This is a genomic window from Paenibacillus sp. A3, from assembly GCF_001399685.1.
GTDB lineage: Bacteria > Bacillota > Bacilli > Paenibacillales > NBRC-103111 > Paenibacillus_G.
In genome coordinates this window covers 21,975-35,921 of sequence record NZ_JTHN01000039.1, presented here as the reverse complement: position 1 = coordinate 35,921, position 13,947 = coordinate 21,975, and the positions used below count along the sequence as shown (strand labels likewise).

The following is a 13,947-nucleotide window of genomic DNA, read 5'->3' as shown; positions in this document are numbered from 1 at the left end:
ATACCCCACCGGCGTATGCAGAGAGTTTTCTGCGCGAAGCGGGCTTCTCAGCAAGCTCTAAGGGGAAAATTTCCTCCCTCGTATTTTTGAATGCAGTGGTAGGGGGCGGAATGATTGGACGTTTATGACTCCATGGTTAAGATGGCGATCGCGCTGCTGCTCGGCTTATTGATCGGCTTGGATCGTCAGCTCAAGCATAAGCCGCTTGGAATGAAGACAAGTATGGTCATTTCCGTAGCGAGCTGTTTGATTACCCTTGTTTCGATCAATTCTGTACAGCAATATTCGGTCCCCGGACACACGAATATGGATCCGATGCGCCTGGCCGCCCAAATCGTCAGCGGAGTCGGCTTTATTGGCGCCGGGGTTATACTTAGACGCAGCAACGACGTGATATCGGGTCTCACGACCGCCGCGATGGTGTGGGCCGCATCCGCACTTGGCATTGCGACGGGAGCCGGCTATTACCTCGAAGCGGGCTGCGCGGCAATTCTCATCATTACAGCCATTAATTTTGTTCCTGCGCTGTTCAAACTGTTAGGTCCGAGCAAGCTGAGCGAGCGCGATCTGTCGATCAACATCGTTGTTCAGGAGAATGACGAAATGTCCAAGCTGATCGACGAAATCGAACAAAATTCAATGAAGGTCAAGCATATCAAGATCAAGGATTTAAGCGACGGCAAGCGTCAAATGCAGATTGTCGTATCCGCTTCGTCCAAGATGCGCACGACAACGGTGTATTATACGTTAAAGAAAATGCGGCACATCTTTGCCGTGGAGGTAGAAACCATTACCGCATAGCATAGCTAAAGCGTCCCGCCTTAATAAACTTCGTAGCACTGGCCGGTCTGTTTGCCTTCGATGCTCTTTTGATACGCGGCGGCCGCTTTGCTGGCGGGAACGGGCACGAACCCGGCGAAATAACCGGCATAATCGTTCCACGATTCTTCCAGCACATTCGGACTGACGGTGTTAATCCGGATGCCCCGCGGCATTTCAATCGCAGCCGACTTGACGAACGCCCGGATGGCGCCGTTGGCCATAGCGGCAGAGGCTCCTTGCGGGATGGGGTCGTCCATTAAAATGCCTGACACCAGCGTAAAGCTGCCGCCGTCATTTACATAATTCAATCCGAGCAGAACGATATTGACCTGGCCTTTGAGCTTGCCGTCGATGGCAACCTGATTATCCTCCGGGGTCATAGCGGTCAGAGGAAGAAACTTGGCGCTTCCTGCCGTGACAACGACCGCATCGACTTTTCCTACCGCTTCGTACATCGCCGCGATGCTCTCCGCTGATGTCATATCTACGGTCACATCGCCACCGCTCCGCGCCGCTTTTATAATCTCGTGGTTATCCTTCAATCTGTCGACGACAGCTCTGCCAAGCGTTCCCGTAGCGCCAACAACTAATATTCTCATCGGTTAACCGCCTTTCCAGTCATATTAATACAGATTTTACCATGCACTTGTATCCGGTTCAATTGCGCCTCGGATGATCGAAAAAGCAGCCGTCCCCCGATGCCGGGAAACGGCTGCTTTCTATGATTGCTGCGGCGAAACGAATTTCGCCCCAACCTGTTTCAACACAATCGCCACATCGTCACGGGTAAATTGACCGTCTCCGTTCAAGTCGTTGCGCCCGTACGGCGAGTTCAAATAAGCCAATACTTCACGGATGCCAATCCCGTCGTGGTCGGTATCGAAATCGGCCAGCCTGCGCAGCATTTGCTGCATGGCGTCTCCGTAGACTGCCTTAAGGCTTACGGCCGCGTTCGTTTCCCCGCTAAAGCTGCTTACCGCGCCGGCTTGGATACGGAATTCCAGATCGTCCCCCGGCTGCAGCGGGCCGCTTGCGGTGAAGCCTGCTTCAGAATCTCCCGGCGTGTAGACGACATCGGTTACCGACAGCGCGGTGTTGCGGCTCATATTGATGACGCTGAAGTAGGTCGCATCCGCAACAGACCGCAGCGGCTCGGAAAAAGTCAGCCGCACGTTCATTCCGTCCATGACCAGCTTCGTTAGCACCGGCGTTCCGGCTTGAGACACGCGAATGGTGTACAGCCGGGTGGTCCCGTCCTGCGCGGTGACCAGCACTTCGATGACATTTTGCGTGCCGGAGATCAAGGGCAGCGCCGGGCTGTCCATGCCGCTCTGTACGGGAACGTAGCTGCCGCCGTTGACTCGGACTTGAATCTTGGCGGCCGGGTTGCTGTCCGGCAAGACGGGCTTCACCGTGAGCGATGGGACGGACCGGCTTACCGTCATGGAATAGTCGGTCACCTGGCTGGAGAAGTCAAGGTGTCCCGGTGAAACGGATAAGCCGGACAAGCTGGCGTCGCTATTCTTTAATCTCGTTACGGTGAGCGTATATATTTTTTCCACGGATGGGTCTTCGGCCAATACCTTGATCTCCAGCGTATTGCTGCCCACGGTCAGAGGCAGGGTAGCCGGAGAGCCGCTCGCCGCCGGTATGTAGCTTCCTCCGTTGGCGCGAACGTAGACGGAGGCGTTCGCATCGAATAATGCGGGCGTTACCGCCAAGCTGGACGCGGAGTACGGGACGTCCGCCATCGTATAAGCCAGCCTGTCGTACACGAACGGTTCTTTCAAGGTCCCCGGGGTCACGTCCAGCCCGCTTAACCATGCGTTGTTGTTTTGCCGCTTCACGCTAATCGTGTAGAAACTCGTTGCTTTTCCGTCTTCCGCGGTTACTTTGACTTGAATGCGGTTGCCCCCGACGTTCAGGGCAAACGGCTGGCTTGGCAGGCCGCTGCTAACCGTTGTGAAGCCTCCGTCGTTTACTTGAAGCTGCACAGTCGCCGCCGAATCGGCCGTCGTCGGCGTGACCGTCATTTCCCGGGTCGCATAGCCGACATCCGCCAGAACATATCCCATAACCTGCGGTTCAAAAGGGGGATTTAATGTGGCCCCGGAGACGGTTAAAGCACTCAACTTCGTATTCGTGCTAGGCGCAGCCCGCATGGCCGTAATCGTATACGTTTTATTGACTGTCTTATCGTTCGATGTAGCCTGGACCGTGATCGTATTGCTTCCGACGTTCAAAGGAATGGGGCCGAATGCGGCTCCGTCGGATGCCGCCGTTCCGTTGATCAGGAAAGTGGCGGCGGGGTCGTCCAACACCCCAGTGAGCGACACGCTGCTCATCGCGTAAGGAACACTTGTCGAGTAACTCGTCGTTGAAGGCTGGAAAGCCGGGCTTAACGCCGCCCCGCTTATACGCAAATCGCTCAAATCCGCATCGTTTGTTGCCGGAAAGTACACATGGATCGTGTACGTGTTGATTGTTGAAGAATCGGCCGAGGTAACCTTGATTTGAAACTTGTTGTCTCCCCGGTTCGTCGCGATATAGCCGGTCGACGTATTTTCGGGCAGGTTGATCCAGGCGCTTCCGTTCATCGAGTACGCCATCTTCGCCCCGGAATCCGCGGGGATGGCGGATGTGTAGAAGCCTTGTTCGGAGCTGCGCATCTTCACCCAATATTCCGTTACGGTCGGTGAAAATGCGGGCGAGAGCGCCCCTGCGCCCTGATGAATACTTGTCAGATCGGCATTTGCATCGCTGTCTGCCGCACGCGCATGCCAAGGAAAAACAATAATAACGATCATGGCCGTCATCATGGCCACCAAAAGCTTCGAAAATCGCACAAAACGTCCTCCTTCATGATGACAACCACCATTGTAAAAAATGGATGGCGTTCTTGTTGCCGCGTTTTCTAAATGCTTAGGAAAGCAGGAGGTTTCCATGTTTTAACCGGGTCAACCTTCCCTGTAATCCTCGACAATGACCTCGACCGCCCCGGTTTCGGGGTCCATCACGAAGCCGTGAACAGGGATCGCTTGGGGGAACAGCGGATGTCTGCGGATCATTTTGACGCTGTGCATGACGCCTTCCTCCGCACAGCTAAAGCCGCGCAAAAACTTTTCCATGCGAATGCCCGAGTTTTCAAGCGTCTCGATCACTAACGGATCGATGCCGTGCTCCGTGAATTTATTCACCATACGCGCCGGATCAATCTCCGTCATGCCGCAGCCGTGGTGACCGATCACGATCACCTCGCGCGCACCCAGCTCGTAGACGGCGACCAGAAGGCTGCGCATGGCGCTGCCGAACGGCTGGGTTAGAATCGCACCCGCATTTTTGATGAACTTCGCATCTCCGTTTTTGAAACCCAGCGCCTTCGGAAGCAGCTCGCTAAGCCGCGTGTCCATGCAGGTCAGCACGGCGACTTCTTTATCGGGATATTTGTCCGTTAAGTAATCTTCATACCGTTTCTCGGCAACGAATTTCTTGTTGAACTCCAGTAAGCTTGGGACAATGGACATCGTGTGTGACCTCCTTGCTGCACGCTAGATTCTTATGTTTAAGTCTAGCATCAAATGCAGGGGGATGAATAGTAAAAATCTATTTAACATTGCTGTGGGTTTCCGGGGCCTCAAAAGCCTTATGTTTTTCATTGCGTTATTGTAATAAGATGAGGATAACAAATCAGGCTTCGGCAAAAGGACGCAAGTCGATCGTGCAGGAGAGGGTGGGCAGAGATGAACAAAACAGATCGTTTGTTAGCCATCGTCATCGAATTGCAGCGTAAAGGGGGGCTGCGCGCGGAGGATTTGGCGGCCCGCTTCGAGACGAGTACGCGAACCATCTACCGGGACATTCAAGCGCTTAGCGAGGCGGGAGTTCCGGTTGTCGGCGCTCCGGGGCAGGGGTATTCCTTGATGGAGGGGTATTTTCTCCCTCCGGTGAGCTTTACGGTAGAAGAAGCGGTGGCGCTGCTGATTGGAACGGACTTTGTCGAACAAAAGTTCGATACCGGGTATGGCGCGAAGGCGCAGAGCGCCCGGGGCAAAATCGAAGCCGTCTTGCCGGAGAGTGTCCGCGGCGAAGCGTCCCGGGTCCGCGCGACCATGCGGCTGCTGGCTGCGGGTGACGCGCAGATCAGCGGGCGGGAGAAGCAGTACTTGGAAGCCCTGCGGCAAGCGATATTGGAGCGGAGAAAGGTCAAGTTCCATTACTCCAAAAACAGGCCGGAGATTGACGGGAACCGCCATAGCCACCGCACGACCGCCCCTTACGGGCTTATCCTTGTTCGCGGCTCCTGGATCTTGCTGGCGCATTGCGAGCTACGGCAGGAGCTTCGCCATTTCCGGTTGTCCCGCATGAGCGGCCTGGCCGTTCTGGAGGACCCGTTCTCGTTTCCTCCGGATTTTCAATTGGAGGATTACTTGCCTGCGGATGACCGGAACGTCCGGGTGCGTATTCTGGCAAGTCCGGCGATCGCGGATCGGGTGAAGGAAACGTGCAGCTTTTACCTGGAAGCCTTCGAGGATCGGGAGGAAGGTTTGGTCATCACGTTTCGCGTCCGGCAGCCCGAAGAGCTGTTGCACTGGGTGCTCGGCTGGGGAGCGAATGCCGTGGTGCTGGAGCCGGAGGCGCTGAAGATCCGGGTCCGGCAAGAAGCTGAAAAGATGCTAAAGCGCTACTGACATACTGTTGTCAGTAGCGTTTTTGTATAGTAAGAGCAGATGATGAAAAGGAGCTGGGATAAGCAATGAATACAACGGAAATTTTGCGGAATTTTGAGGACATTACGGAACATTACATTCAGGAGCTGGAAGGCTTCAGTATGGAACAGTTGAAGCGGCAGCCGGGAGAGAACGAATGGTCGCTCGGACAAATGTACCAGCATTTGATCAATGCCGCATTGTACATGCAGCTTGCCAATGCGGAGCGCTGTCTGGCGCCAGGCGGGGATGACGCTGCATCCGCAGGCGAAAAGACGGAGGTGGGGGAGGCCGTATTCGGGCAAGGAAGCCTGCCGCCGGTGCGCATCCAGGTCCCGCCTTCACCGCAATATACGCCCCAGCAGCCCGAAAGCAAAGAGCAGCTTGTCGAAGGACTGAAATCCGTCGTCCGCCGAATGAACGAGACCGCATCAAAGCTGGAAAATGCGCCACTGCGCCATACCGTCGCCCATCCCCGGTTCGGAGGACTGACCGCGGAAGAATGGTTTAGGCTCGTCGAAATGCACTATCGCCACCATCTTCTGCAGAAGGACCGTTTGAAGCAAGCTCTCTTGCCAGCGCTAAATTGAGGCGAGAATGAACAGGAGGGATCACCAGATGCCGGACCAATCGGTACCCGGGCAAGAGCGCTACTGGATCGGCGTCGTTTCCGCATCCCATGTAAGCCGGGGCGTGCAGGGAGGGTTCGCCCAGCTGTGCCACGGCAAGTCCGCGCCGCTCCGGAGGATGCGTCCGGGGGACTGGCTCATTTATTATTCTCCGCGTACGGACATGAAGGAAGGGGAGCCGCTGCAAGCCTTTACCGCTATCGGACGGGTGGCGGACGACCGGGTTTACGAATACCGGATGTCCGATTCCTTCGTGCCGTTTCGCCGGGATATCCGCTATTTTCCTTGCAGCGAAGTGAAAATCGCCCCGCTGCTGGATCGGCTCAGCTTTACGCGCGGCAACCGGCATTGGGGGTATAAGCTCCGCTCAGGCCATTTCGAGATCGCACGGGAGGACTTTCTGACGATTGCCGGGGCGATGCTGGGCGAGGCGGGAACTCTCCATTTGAAGCAGGCTTGCGGGAGCGGCTCGGGCGCTTAAGACCGCAGAAGACGGATATGCTGAACTTGCCAAAGCGACGAGCTTAGGACGGTTCGGCTTTCTTTTTTTAGGGAGACTGATTTCCGCAAAATCACCGTCTAGCTCAATGTACGGAACAAAAAATGGTTTTTGCTGCGCGGCGAGGCTTTTTTGTACGATTCCGTCGTCCGAAAGCGGCTTTGCACGTCCTGTTTCTGGCGCCGTTACATTACCATCCGGTATTCGGATCGATCCGGTAACAGGGGAACCGGGCAAATCACATCAAGGCATCGACTTTGCTTGTCAGGCAGGGCAGCGCATCCCGGCGTCAAAAGCCGGTAAGGTCGTTTATGCCGGGTTGGCAGGACGAACACGATCCAACAAGGGTTACGGTCAATTTGTATGGGGGGGATCATGGCGGCGACTACGTATGCTCATCAGTCACAGACCACCGTACGCGTCGGGGATGAGGTGCAGACCGGGGATGTTGTCGGTGTTTGTGGCTCTAGTGGGAAAAGCACTAGTTTACATCTGCACTTTGAGATTTTCGTCAATGGGCAGTGCGTCGATCCGGCTCCGTACATTGGACTGAAACCTTCGGATTTTTGGGGAAAGTGAAGATCGGATTCGTTACCTTGCCCGGATCGGCACGATCTTTGAAAAGTTATACGGAATCAAGGATTTACACGACGCGGAATTCAGAGCGACGACGAATGCCGGCCGGAACTTGGTTACAGCAATGAGCGGATCGAAAATCTATTGCGCGAGCGCCTCTTTTTCGAGAGGGCAAACAAAATGGGACACTAGCAATTCTTTTGTTTAGGATGTAAAAAATGGCCCGTGCCATCTTCAGAGACACAGGCTTTTTTTCATTATTCCACTCATTATTTAATCTCTTCCTTATGTTTAAACTTTATATCTTGCGTAGGACCTAAGCTTCTTGATGATATTTGAATCCATTCACCAACATCTCTATCAGTATATATATATATTACATTCGGTTCGTCTCGGAATATCACCGCAATTGGATACTTTGGCATTTTACTAAGTCGCCCTTCTATGCTCAAAATATCAGAATGGGTATAATGTTTTTCCTCAATGAGATATTTTTGCAAATCTTGCTCTAATTTTTTTATTTTTAATTGAATATAACAGTAAATTGATAGGATCAACACTACTAAGACGATAACACACCAGATAAGAATTTTTCTTGCCATTTTCCCAACCTCCTAAAATTTTCTTTATATGGTTGTATTTTCTATATAATCTATTTATTATAATATCATAATGATAAGGAGGATTGAATAAGAGCATGATAAGTAGAATTTCAAAACTGATGGGAATCTTTTTTTTATTAACTCTTTTGGTAATCCCCACAATGGTACAAGCTAAAGTTAAACCAATGGAGGAACCTAATCCATATTACCCCGGAACTAGCATTGAAATGCAGGTTGGAGATGTATTGTATTCAAGCAAAACCCTTGGAAGCTCCTCGCAAATTGTAGGACATGTCGGCATAGTCGGTCCTGACTTTTTTATTTACCATGTTACCCCAACAGAAGGAGGAGGGACCAAGGATACAATCCAAAACTACATGACAAGACATGGAAAAGGTGAAACTATTGCAATCTATAAATATCGCTATGCTAGTGGGTATTATGCCGCAAACTGGGCAAAAGAAAACTATCAAAGAGCGACACAATATTTCATTACTCCTGATAGATTGAGCTTAATAACTCCTAACTATTGCTCTAAATTTGTTTGGCAAGCGTTTTACTACGGAGAAGGACAGGACGCTATGGGAAAAAATTTAACTGGTGATTCTTATACCATTGTATATCCCGGAGGATTTACGTTTAGCTCAAGATTTATAAATAAAGGTTCATTTATATCCTAACCCAAAAAACCGTTTTGGCATTGGCCGGAACACAAGCATCGGAACTATAACTCTGATCAGGCAGAGAAAAAATAAAGATCGGCTCTTGTCACGAATATGCGAACAAGAGCCGTTTTTTTAGATTTTGGCCACCGGCACTTGTCATCGCTCTATCCTATTTTTTTCTTTTTGAAGAAAAATAAAATCGCTAGGGTAGTAGTGGCTCCGATTAATATGAAAAGTATCAGCATCAAAAAAAAGATCGAACCAGTGAACAATCAATTAGATTTCTCCCTTCTATTTTTGTTTGATTATAACAAAATATATATATTCAATCTAGTTTATCCAAATTACACCAGCTTTCTTGAATCAGCCGAGTTTCAGCCTGGCGCTGAAGCTCTTTTTTTCTATTTGGGTCCCCCAGTTCGCCAGCCCTAAAACCCAAGCGATATAGCATCGGGTTCCAGGATTTTTTACGGTCTACGTAGGGTAACCTTTTGCGGGTATGGCTCTACGGGGCAAGGCACGGCCAAGCGCCGAAGAGCCGCCGACCTTCACGCCGGAACCCCACTACAGCGTCTGTCCGCTGTCCACCGTAATGATCTGGCCGGTCATGGCTTCCTGCTCCAAGGTGGCGCAGATCATGCGGGCAATATCCTCGGGCGTGGAAATGCGCTGCAGCAACAGCTGCGGGGCCAGTCGCTTCATTTGCTCTTCCTTGCCGTCCCACCAACGGGTCGCGACGGCTCCGGGAACGATGCAGGAGACGCGGATATACGGCGCCAGAGCGCGTGCCAACGATTTCGTCAGGCCGTGAACGGCCGCTTTCGATACGGCATACGGAAGCGAAGAGCCCAGTCCGGTTATCCCGGCGATGCTGCCTACATTCACGATGGCTCCCTGCTTATTGCTTTTCATGAAAGGAGCCACGGCTCTCGCGCAGAAAAACATCCCCTTCACATTGACGTCGTAGAGCTCGTCCCATACTTCGTCCGTCGCCGCTTCCAGATCTTCCATCGGAATATGCCGGGTGATCCCGGCATTATTTACGAGCAGATCCACGGTCCCGAATTCCCGGACTGCCTGATCGACCATATGCCGCACTTCCCGGTCTTGGGAGATGTCGGCCCGGATCGCCGCCGCTTGACCGCCCTTGTCCCTAATGCTCTGAGCCGTTGCTTCCGCCTCGGCCGAAGACCGGGAATAATTTACGATGACGGCCGCCCCGCGTTCCGCCAACGCAAGACAGGCCGCTCTGCCGATCCCCGTACCTCCACCCGTCACAAGTGCTACTTTATTCCGCAAATTCATCGAAAATGCCCTCCTATCTTTGCTGCTTGTTATAAGGCGATTGTACGTCAGGAATTTCATTCTGTATAATTGAATTAAGTGAATGCAGAGTTCATAAAAATTGAATTCATTAGCCCGAGGGATGAGAATGGACCTTAAAATGCTAAAAACCTTTCAGAGGATCGTGCATCACGGCAGCTTCATCCGCGCCGCCGAAGAAATGAATTATGCCCAGTCTACCATCACGATGCAGATGCAAAAGCTGGAATCCGACTTGGGCGTCCAACTGATCGAGCGCGGCAAGAAGATCCGGTTAACCGAAGCGGGCCGACTTCTTTACGAACAAAGTCTGCCTATCGTCAGAGACATGGAGCGGGTGCAGCAAAATATGTCCGAGCTGCAGTGGGGCATAGCAGGAAACCTTCGTTTGGGCGTGACGGAACCGACGGCAAGCTACCGGCTGCCGGCTGTTTTGAAGAAGTTTTTGACCCGGTATCCGAAGATTTGCATTGCGGTGGAGTTCGGAAATACGCTGGCGCTGAGCGAGCGGCTTCTTCAAGGCGACCTCGATCTGGCCCTTTGCTCCGCGCCGGATCTGGGCGCCGAGCTCTACTTCGAGCCTTTGTTCAAAGAGCCGTTTCTCGTCTTGATGCCCGAAGACCACCCGCTGGCGAAGCGGGAAGTCGTCGCACCGGATCAGATTCGGGAATATCCGCTGCTCATCACCTCAGCCACCTGTCCGTATCGGCGGAAGCTGGAGATGGTCATGCAGGATGCCGGAGGCATGCCGCTAAACACGATGGAAATCGGCAGCATGACGGCTTTGAAATATTATGTCGCTGGAGGATTAGGCATCGCTCTGGTGCCGAAAATTACCGTAGATTCGCTGCCGGAAGGAACGACGGCCCGGGCCATAAACGGCGATCTCATCGAGATGACCTTCGGCTTGCTCTGCAAAACGTCGGAGGTTCCTTTGAAGCTGGCGGGGGCGAAGCTGTATCAATTTCTCAAGCAAGAGCTCTGGTAGACAGGCGCAGGGACGGGCGCACTCCTGACGGGCGTTCTTTAAGAAACAGTTAAGAACGGGATAAGAGGCATTTAAAATCTCCTGCCTATACTTAAGTCCAGTAGAATTTGAAAAACAGTACTGGCGGGAGTGATTGGAAATTGTTCGTGTTATGGGATGCTTTTGTCGCGTTAATTCTTGGGTTGGTTGAGGGAATGACCGAGTTCGTTCCGGTGTCGTCTACTGGGCATATGATTATCGTGGACGATTTTTTGTTTCAAACGAAGCGCATGTTTTCACCGGAAGCCGCCGTCGCGTTCAAGATCGTGATCCAGTTGGGCTCCATCCTGGCGGTCGTCGTTCTGATGTGGGACCGATTTATGGACCTGCTCGGCCTTCGTAAAAGCCAGGGACAGACCGCTTCCGGGCCGCGCCTGAACCTGTGGCAGGTACTGGTGGGGCTCCTTCCGGCGGGGATTTTGTACTTGCTGCTGGACGATTACATCGATACCTACTTGTTCTCCACCGAAACGGTCGTAATCGGCCTGGTAGCGGGAGCCGTGCTGATGCTCGCGGCGGAGTGGCTCCGGCCGCGCAAGCTGAAGACGGAGACCGTCGATCAGATGACCTACAAGCAAGCCGTCGCCGTCGGCTTATTTCAATGCTTGTCCATGTGGCCGGGATTTTCCCGCTCGGGATCGACGATCTCGGGGGGCGTCCTGATGGGGATGAGCCATCGCGCGGCGGCGGATTTTACCTTCATTATGGCTGTACCGGTCATGGCCGGCGTGAGCTTCTTTTCGCTATTGAAGCATTGGGAATATTTTACCCCCGACGTTATATCCTTCTGTGCCGTCGGCATGATCAGCGCGTTCGTCTTTGCGCTGCTATCGATCCGGTTTTTCTTGAAGCTGATTCAGCGCATCAAGCTCGTTCCGTTCGCCATTTACCGCTTGGCGCTTGCCGCTCTGATCTATTTTGTATTCCTGTAGACAAAACAAGCTCCTACCGCAAAGGGCAGGAGCTTTCCTAGCACGCTTAATAAGGGAACTGCGAGGAATACCCGCTGAACTGTTGCTGCGCTTGCTGAAGCTTCTGCTGCTCCTCGGCCTCCAGCTTGTACCATCCGTTTTGAAACATCAGGTTAAACAGATCGCGGGCGCTTTGATGCGTTTCCGTCAAAATTTGGAGCATATCGGTATGAAGCTGCTCGTGGCTGGCCTCGCGGACGGCCACGTTGAAGTTGTCGGTTAACAATTTGCATGTGGCGAGTCCGTCGTTGAGGAAGTCGCGGTCGTTCATCTCCGGTCCTTTGACCTGCGGCAGCTGTCCGCTTTGCGGATTGGCGATTTCATTAGGGTTCTGGGATTGCTGGCCTGGCATTGGCTGCACCCTCCTTACTTGGAATTATTGGGACGCCTGCTGCGGACGGGGCAGGTTGGCCATAGCGGCGTTGTTGTCTACTTGCAGATGCGTAAGCAGCTTTTCATAATGGCGCTGATGCATTTGTCCGACTTTATCGAGCGCCTGCTTGACCTGCGGATTGGTGGCCTGCTGGGCAAAAAAGTGAAATTTCTTAAAAGCCGAGAGCTCCCAAGACAGCGCATCCTTCAAGTACAGCAAATCTTTCGTGGTAATCACGCGCGGCGGAACGGGAATCGGCGGCTGTGTCTGCTGAGGGGGAGGGGTCATCGTCGCTGGCATAAGATCGCTCCTTTTCTGGTGAATTGGCGTACATGGTATAGAATGAGCCATTCAGGGAGGAATATGCTTGGCGGAAAATGGAGAAGAGGTAAAGCCCTACAGGATCGAATCGATCCCGTAGGGCTTTTTTAACCATCGGAAAATTTTTGTGTCACTTTAACTTACATAGACAGTCAAAAAAGCTGTGAAAAACGATTGATTTTTTAAGAAAAGTGAGTATAATCGAAATTAACAAAAAATTTAAAAAAAGAACCACTGTACCGATAATCGGTACAAAAAGGAGGAGTGGCTTATAAGCTTCTATTATCTTCGAGCCCGAAAGTGACGCGGGAAGGACCCATTTGGGAAGAACGGACGGCGCTATATGAACATCTCCTTCCATGCGCACGATAGCTACGATGCCGTTACTTATTTTACAAAAAGGGGGTAAGAGACGGTGGTTAACTACATCCTTCGGCGAATCGTGTTTATGATTCCGGGGCTGATCGGGATTGCACTGATTACATTTATTATCTCAAGAGTCCTGCCCGGCGACCCGGCGGTGATGCTGGCAGGCGAACAAGCCCCTCCGGCTGTAGTCGAGAAAATTCGTCAAGAGATGGGGCTGAACAACCCGCTCTACGTGCAGTTTATCGATTACGTCAAGCAGCTGCTGCAAGGGGATTTCGGACTGGCCTGGCATACGGGCAATACGGTGCTCGGCGATTTTGCCACGCGCTTCCCCGCCACGCTGGAGCTGACCATTGCGAGCTTCATTATTGCCGTCCTCGTTGCCGTGCCCGTCGGTATTATCGCCGCTACGAAGAAAGAATCGGTCGTCGACCACATTTCGCGTATTTTCTCGCTCATCGGGGCCTGTGTTCCCGTCTTCTGGCTCGGATTAATCCTCATCTCCATTTTTTATTCCAAATTAGGCTGGGCTCCGGCACCGCTGGGCCGCATTGGCGAAGATATCAACCCGCCTACGCATGTTACCGGATTATACTTGATCGACAGCTTGCTTTCGGGAGATTTCATTGCCTTTAAGAAAATGCTTTCACATCTCATTCTGCCTGCTATTTGCCTAAGTACGGGGACGATGGCGATCATTGCCCGCATGATGCGCTCCAGCATGCTGGAAGTAATCGGACAGGACTTTATCCGAACGGCCCGGGCCAAAGGGATTTACGAACGCACCGTCATCCTGAAGCACGCCCTCGTGAACGCGCTGATTCCTACCTTAACCGTGCTCGGTTTGCAGTTCGGCTATCTGCTGGGCGGCGCGGTCATTACCGAAACGATCTTCGCTTGGCCGGGGATCGGCGGCTATGTGACCGAATCCATTCTTGCTACCGATTATGCGCCCATTCAAGCGTTTACGCTGATCAGCGCCATTCTGTACAGCGTCATCAATTTGGCGGTGGACCTGCTCTACGGATTTATTGATCCAAGAATTCGATACGAATAACCGCCGG

The 13,947-nt window shown here is 52.5% G+C and carries 16 protein-coding genes; 9 read left to right on the top strand and 7 right to left on the bottom strand.

Annotation, left to right across the window (positions count from 1 at the left end):
- Positions 1–132: 132 nt before the first annotated feature.
- Positions 133–801 carry an MgtC/SapB family protein gene (locus QJ48_RS05580; RefSeq protein WP_054972658.1) on the top strand — a complete coding sequence of 223 codons (669 nt, stop codon included), beginning with the start codon at positions 133–135 and terminating at the stop codon, positions 799–801.
- A 20-nt stretch (positions 802–821) separates the two neighbouring features.
- Here the strand turns inward: QJ48_RS05580 and QJ48_RS05575 are convergent, their stop codons facing one another.
- From QJ48_RS05575 to QJ48_RS05565, 3 genes are all read right to left on the bottom strand, one after another.
- Positions 822–1,421: a short chain dehydrogenase gene (locus QJ48_RS05575; RefSeq protein WP_054972654.1), complete on the bottom strand. Its 600-nt coding sequence runs from the start codon at positions 1,419–1,421 to the stop codon at positions 822–824.
- A 120-nt stretch (positions 1,422–1,541) separates the two neighbouring features.
- Positions 1,542–3,668: a cadherin-like beta sandwich domain-containing protein gene (locus tag QJ48_RS05570; protein ID WP_054972653.1), complete on the bottom strand. Its 2,127-nt coding sequence runs from the start codon at positions 3,666–3,668 to the stop codon at positions 1,542–1,544.
- 111 nt (positions 3,669–3,779) lie between these two features.
- Positions 3,780–4,346, bottom strand: a complete 567-nt coding sequence (locus QJ48_RS05565; RefSeq protein ID WP_054972652.1) for a carbonic anhydrase — start codon at positions 4,344–4,346, stop codon at positions 3,780–3,782.
- A 216-nt stretch (positions 4,347–4,562) separates the two neighbouring features.
- Between QJ48_RS05565 and QJ48_RS05560 the strand changes: the two genes are divergently transcribed.
- From QJ48_RS05560 to QJ48_RS39450, 4 genes are all read left to right on the top strand, one after another.
- Complete coding sequence (locus tag QJ48_RS05560) at positions 4,563–5,510, top strand: YafY family protein (RefSeq protein ID WP_054972651.1); 948 nt, start codon at positions 4,563–4,565, stop codon at positions 5,508–5,510.
- A 65-nt stretch (positions 5,511–5,575) separates the two neighbouring features.
- A complete protein-coding gene (locus QJ48_RS05555; RefSeq protein WP_054972650.1) occupies positions 5,576–6,118 on the top strand; it encodes a DinB family protein in 543 nt (180 codons plus the stop codon).
- Between the two features lie 28 nt (positions 6,119–6,146).
- Positions 6,147–6,638: an EVE domain-containing protein gene (locus QJ48_RS05550; RefSeq protein WP_054972649.1), complete on the top strand. Its 492-nt coding sequence runs from the start codon at positions 6,147–6,149 to the stop codon at positions 6,636–6,638.
- Between the two features lie 381 nt (positions 6,639–7,019).
- Entirely contained in the window at positions 7,020–7,235 is a 216-nt protein-coding gene (locus QJ48_RS39450) for a M23 family metallopeptidase (RefSeq protein ID WP_082420362.1), read from the top strand.
- A gap of 266 nt (positions 7,236–7,501) precedes the next feature.
- Here the strand turns inward: QJ48_RS39450 and QJ48_RS05545 are convergent, their stop codons facing one another.
- A complete protein-coding gene (locus QJ48_RS05545) occupies positions 7,502–7,834 on the bottom strand; it encodes a DUF3139 domain-containing protein (RefSeq protein ID WP_054972648.1) in 333 nt (110 codons plus the stop codon).
- A 95-nt stretch (positions 7,835–7,929) separates the two neighbouring features.
- Here QJ48_RS05545 and QJ48_RS05540 point away from each other — a divergent pair, with 95 nt between their 5' ends.
- A complete protein-coding gene (locus QJ48_RS05540) occupies positions 7,930–8,514 on the top strand; it encodes a hypothetical protein (RefSeq protein WP_054972647.1) in 585 nt (194 codons plus the stop codon).
- Between the two features lie 549 nt (positions 8,515–9,063).
- Here QJ48_RS05540 and QJ48_RS05530 read toward each other — a convergent pair.
- Positions 9,064–9,804, bottom strand: coding sequence for an SDR family NAD(P)-dependent oxidoreductase (locus QJ48_RS05530; protein ID WP_054972645.1), 741 nt, complete (start codon positions 9,802–9,804; stop codon positions 9,064–9,066).
- A gap of 127 nt (positions 9,805–9,931) precedes the next feature.
- Between QJ48_RS05530 and QJ48_RS05525 the strand changes: the two genes are divergently transcribed.
- Complete coding sequence (locus tag QJ48_RS05525) at positions 9,932–10,810, top strand: LysR family transcriptional regulator (RefSeq protein WP_054972644.1); 879 nt, start codon at positions 9,932–9,934, stop codon at positions 10,808–10,810.
- Between the two features lie 140 nt (positions 10,811–10,950).
- Complete coding sequence (locus tag QJ48_RS05520) at positions 10,951–11,781, top strand: undecaprenyl-diphosphate phosphatase (RefSeq protein WP_082420361.1); 831 nt, start codon at positions 10,951–10,953, stop codon at positions 11,779–11,781.
- Between the two features lie 46 nt (positions 11,782–11,827).
- Here QJ48_RS05520 and QJ48_RS05515 read toward each other — a convergent pair whose 3' ends face one another.
- Positions 11,828–12,172: a spore coat protein gene (locus QJ48_RS05515; protein ID WP_054972643.1), complete on the bottom strand. Its 345-nt coding sequence runs from the start codon at positions 12,170–12,172 to the stop codon at positions 11,828–11,830.
- 24 nt (positions 12,173–12,196) lie between these two features.
- Positions 12,197–12,493 (bottom strand): ferritin-like domain-containing protein, encoded by a 297-nt coding sequence (locus QJ48_RS05510; RefSeq protein WP_054972642.1) that lies wholly within the window; start codon positions 12,491–12,493, stop codon positions 12,197–12,199.
- Positions 12,494–12,929: 436 nt separating this feature from the next.
- Between QJ48_RS05510 and QJ48_RS05505 the strand changes: the two genes are divergently transcribed.
- Positions 12,930–13,940, top strand: coding sequence for an ABC transporter permease (locus QJ48_RS05505; protein WP_054972641.1), 1,011 nt, complete (start codon positions 12,930–12,932; stop codon positions 13,938–13,940).
- Positions 13,941–13,947: the final 7 nt, after the last annotated feature.

Bases quoted from the DNA above. Each gene is read 5' to 3' on its own strand.
- QJ48_RS05580 (WP_054972658.1), top strand. From the start codon at position 133: ATGGTTAAGATGGCGATCGCGCTGCTGCTCGGCTTATTGATCGGCTTG.
- QJ48_RS05575 (WP_054972654.1), bottom strand. From the start codon at position 1,421: ATGAGAATATTAGTTGTTGGCGCTACGGGAACGCTTGGCAGAGCTGTC.
- QJ48_RS05565 (WP_054972652.1), bottom strand. From the start codon at position 4,346: ATGTCCATTGTCCCAAGCTTACTGGAGTTCAACAAGAAATTCGTTGCC.
- QJ48_RS05560 (WP_054972651.1), top strand. From the start codon at position 4,563: ATGAACAAAACAGATCGTTTGTTAGCCATCGTCATCGAATTGCAGCGT.
- QJ48_RS05555 (WP_054972650.1), top strand. From the start codon at position 5,576: ATGAATACAACGGAAATTTTGCGGAATTTTGAGGACATTACGGAACAT.
- QJ48_RS05550 (WP_054972649.1), top strand. From the start codon at position 6,147: ATGCCGGACCAATCGGTACCCGGGCAAGAGCGCTACTGGATCGGCGTC.
- QJ48_RS39450 (WP_082420362.1), top strand. From the start codon at position 7,020: ATGGGGGGGATCATGGCGGCGACTACGTATGCTCATCAGTCACAGACC.
- QJ48_RS05545 (WP_054972648.1), bottom strand. From the start codon at position 7,834: ATGGCAAGAAAAATTCTTATCTGGTGTGTTATCGTCTTAGTAGTGTTG.
- QJ48_RS05540 (WP_054972647.1), top strand. From the start codon at position 7,930: ATGATAAGTAGAATTTCAAAACTGATGGGAATCTTTTTTTTATTAACT.
- QJ48_RS05530 (WP_054972645.1), bottom strand. From the start codon at position 9,804: ATGAATTTGCGGAATAAAGTAGCACTTGTGACGGGTGGAGGTACGGGG.
- QJ48_RS05525 (WP_054972644.1), top strand. From the start codon at position 9,932: ATGGACCTTAAAATGCTAAAAACCTTTCAGAGGATCGTGCATCACGGC.
- QJ48_RS05515 (WP_054972643.1), bottom strand. From the start codon at position 12,172: ATGCCAGGCCAGCAATCCCAGAACCCTAATGAAATCGCCAATCCGCAA.
- QJ48_RS05510 (WP_054972642.1), bottom strand. From the start codon at position 12,493: ATGCCAGCGACGATGACCCCTCCCCCTCAGCAGACACAGCCGCCGATT.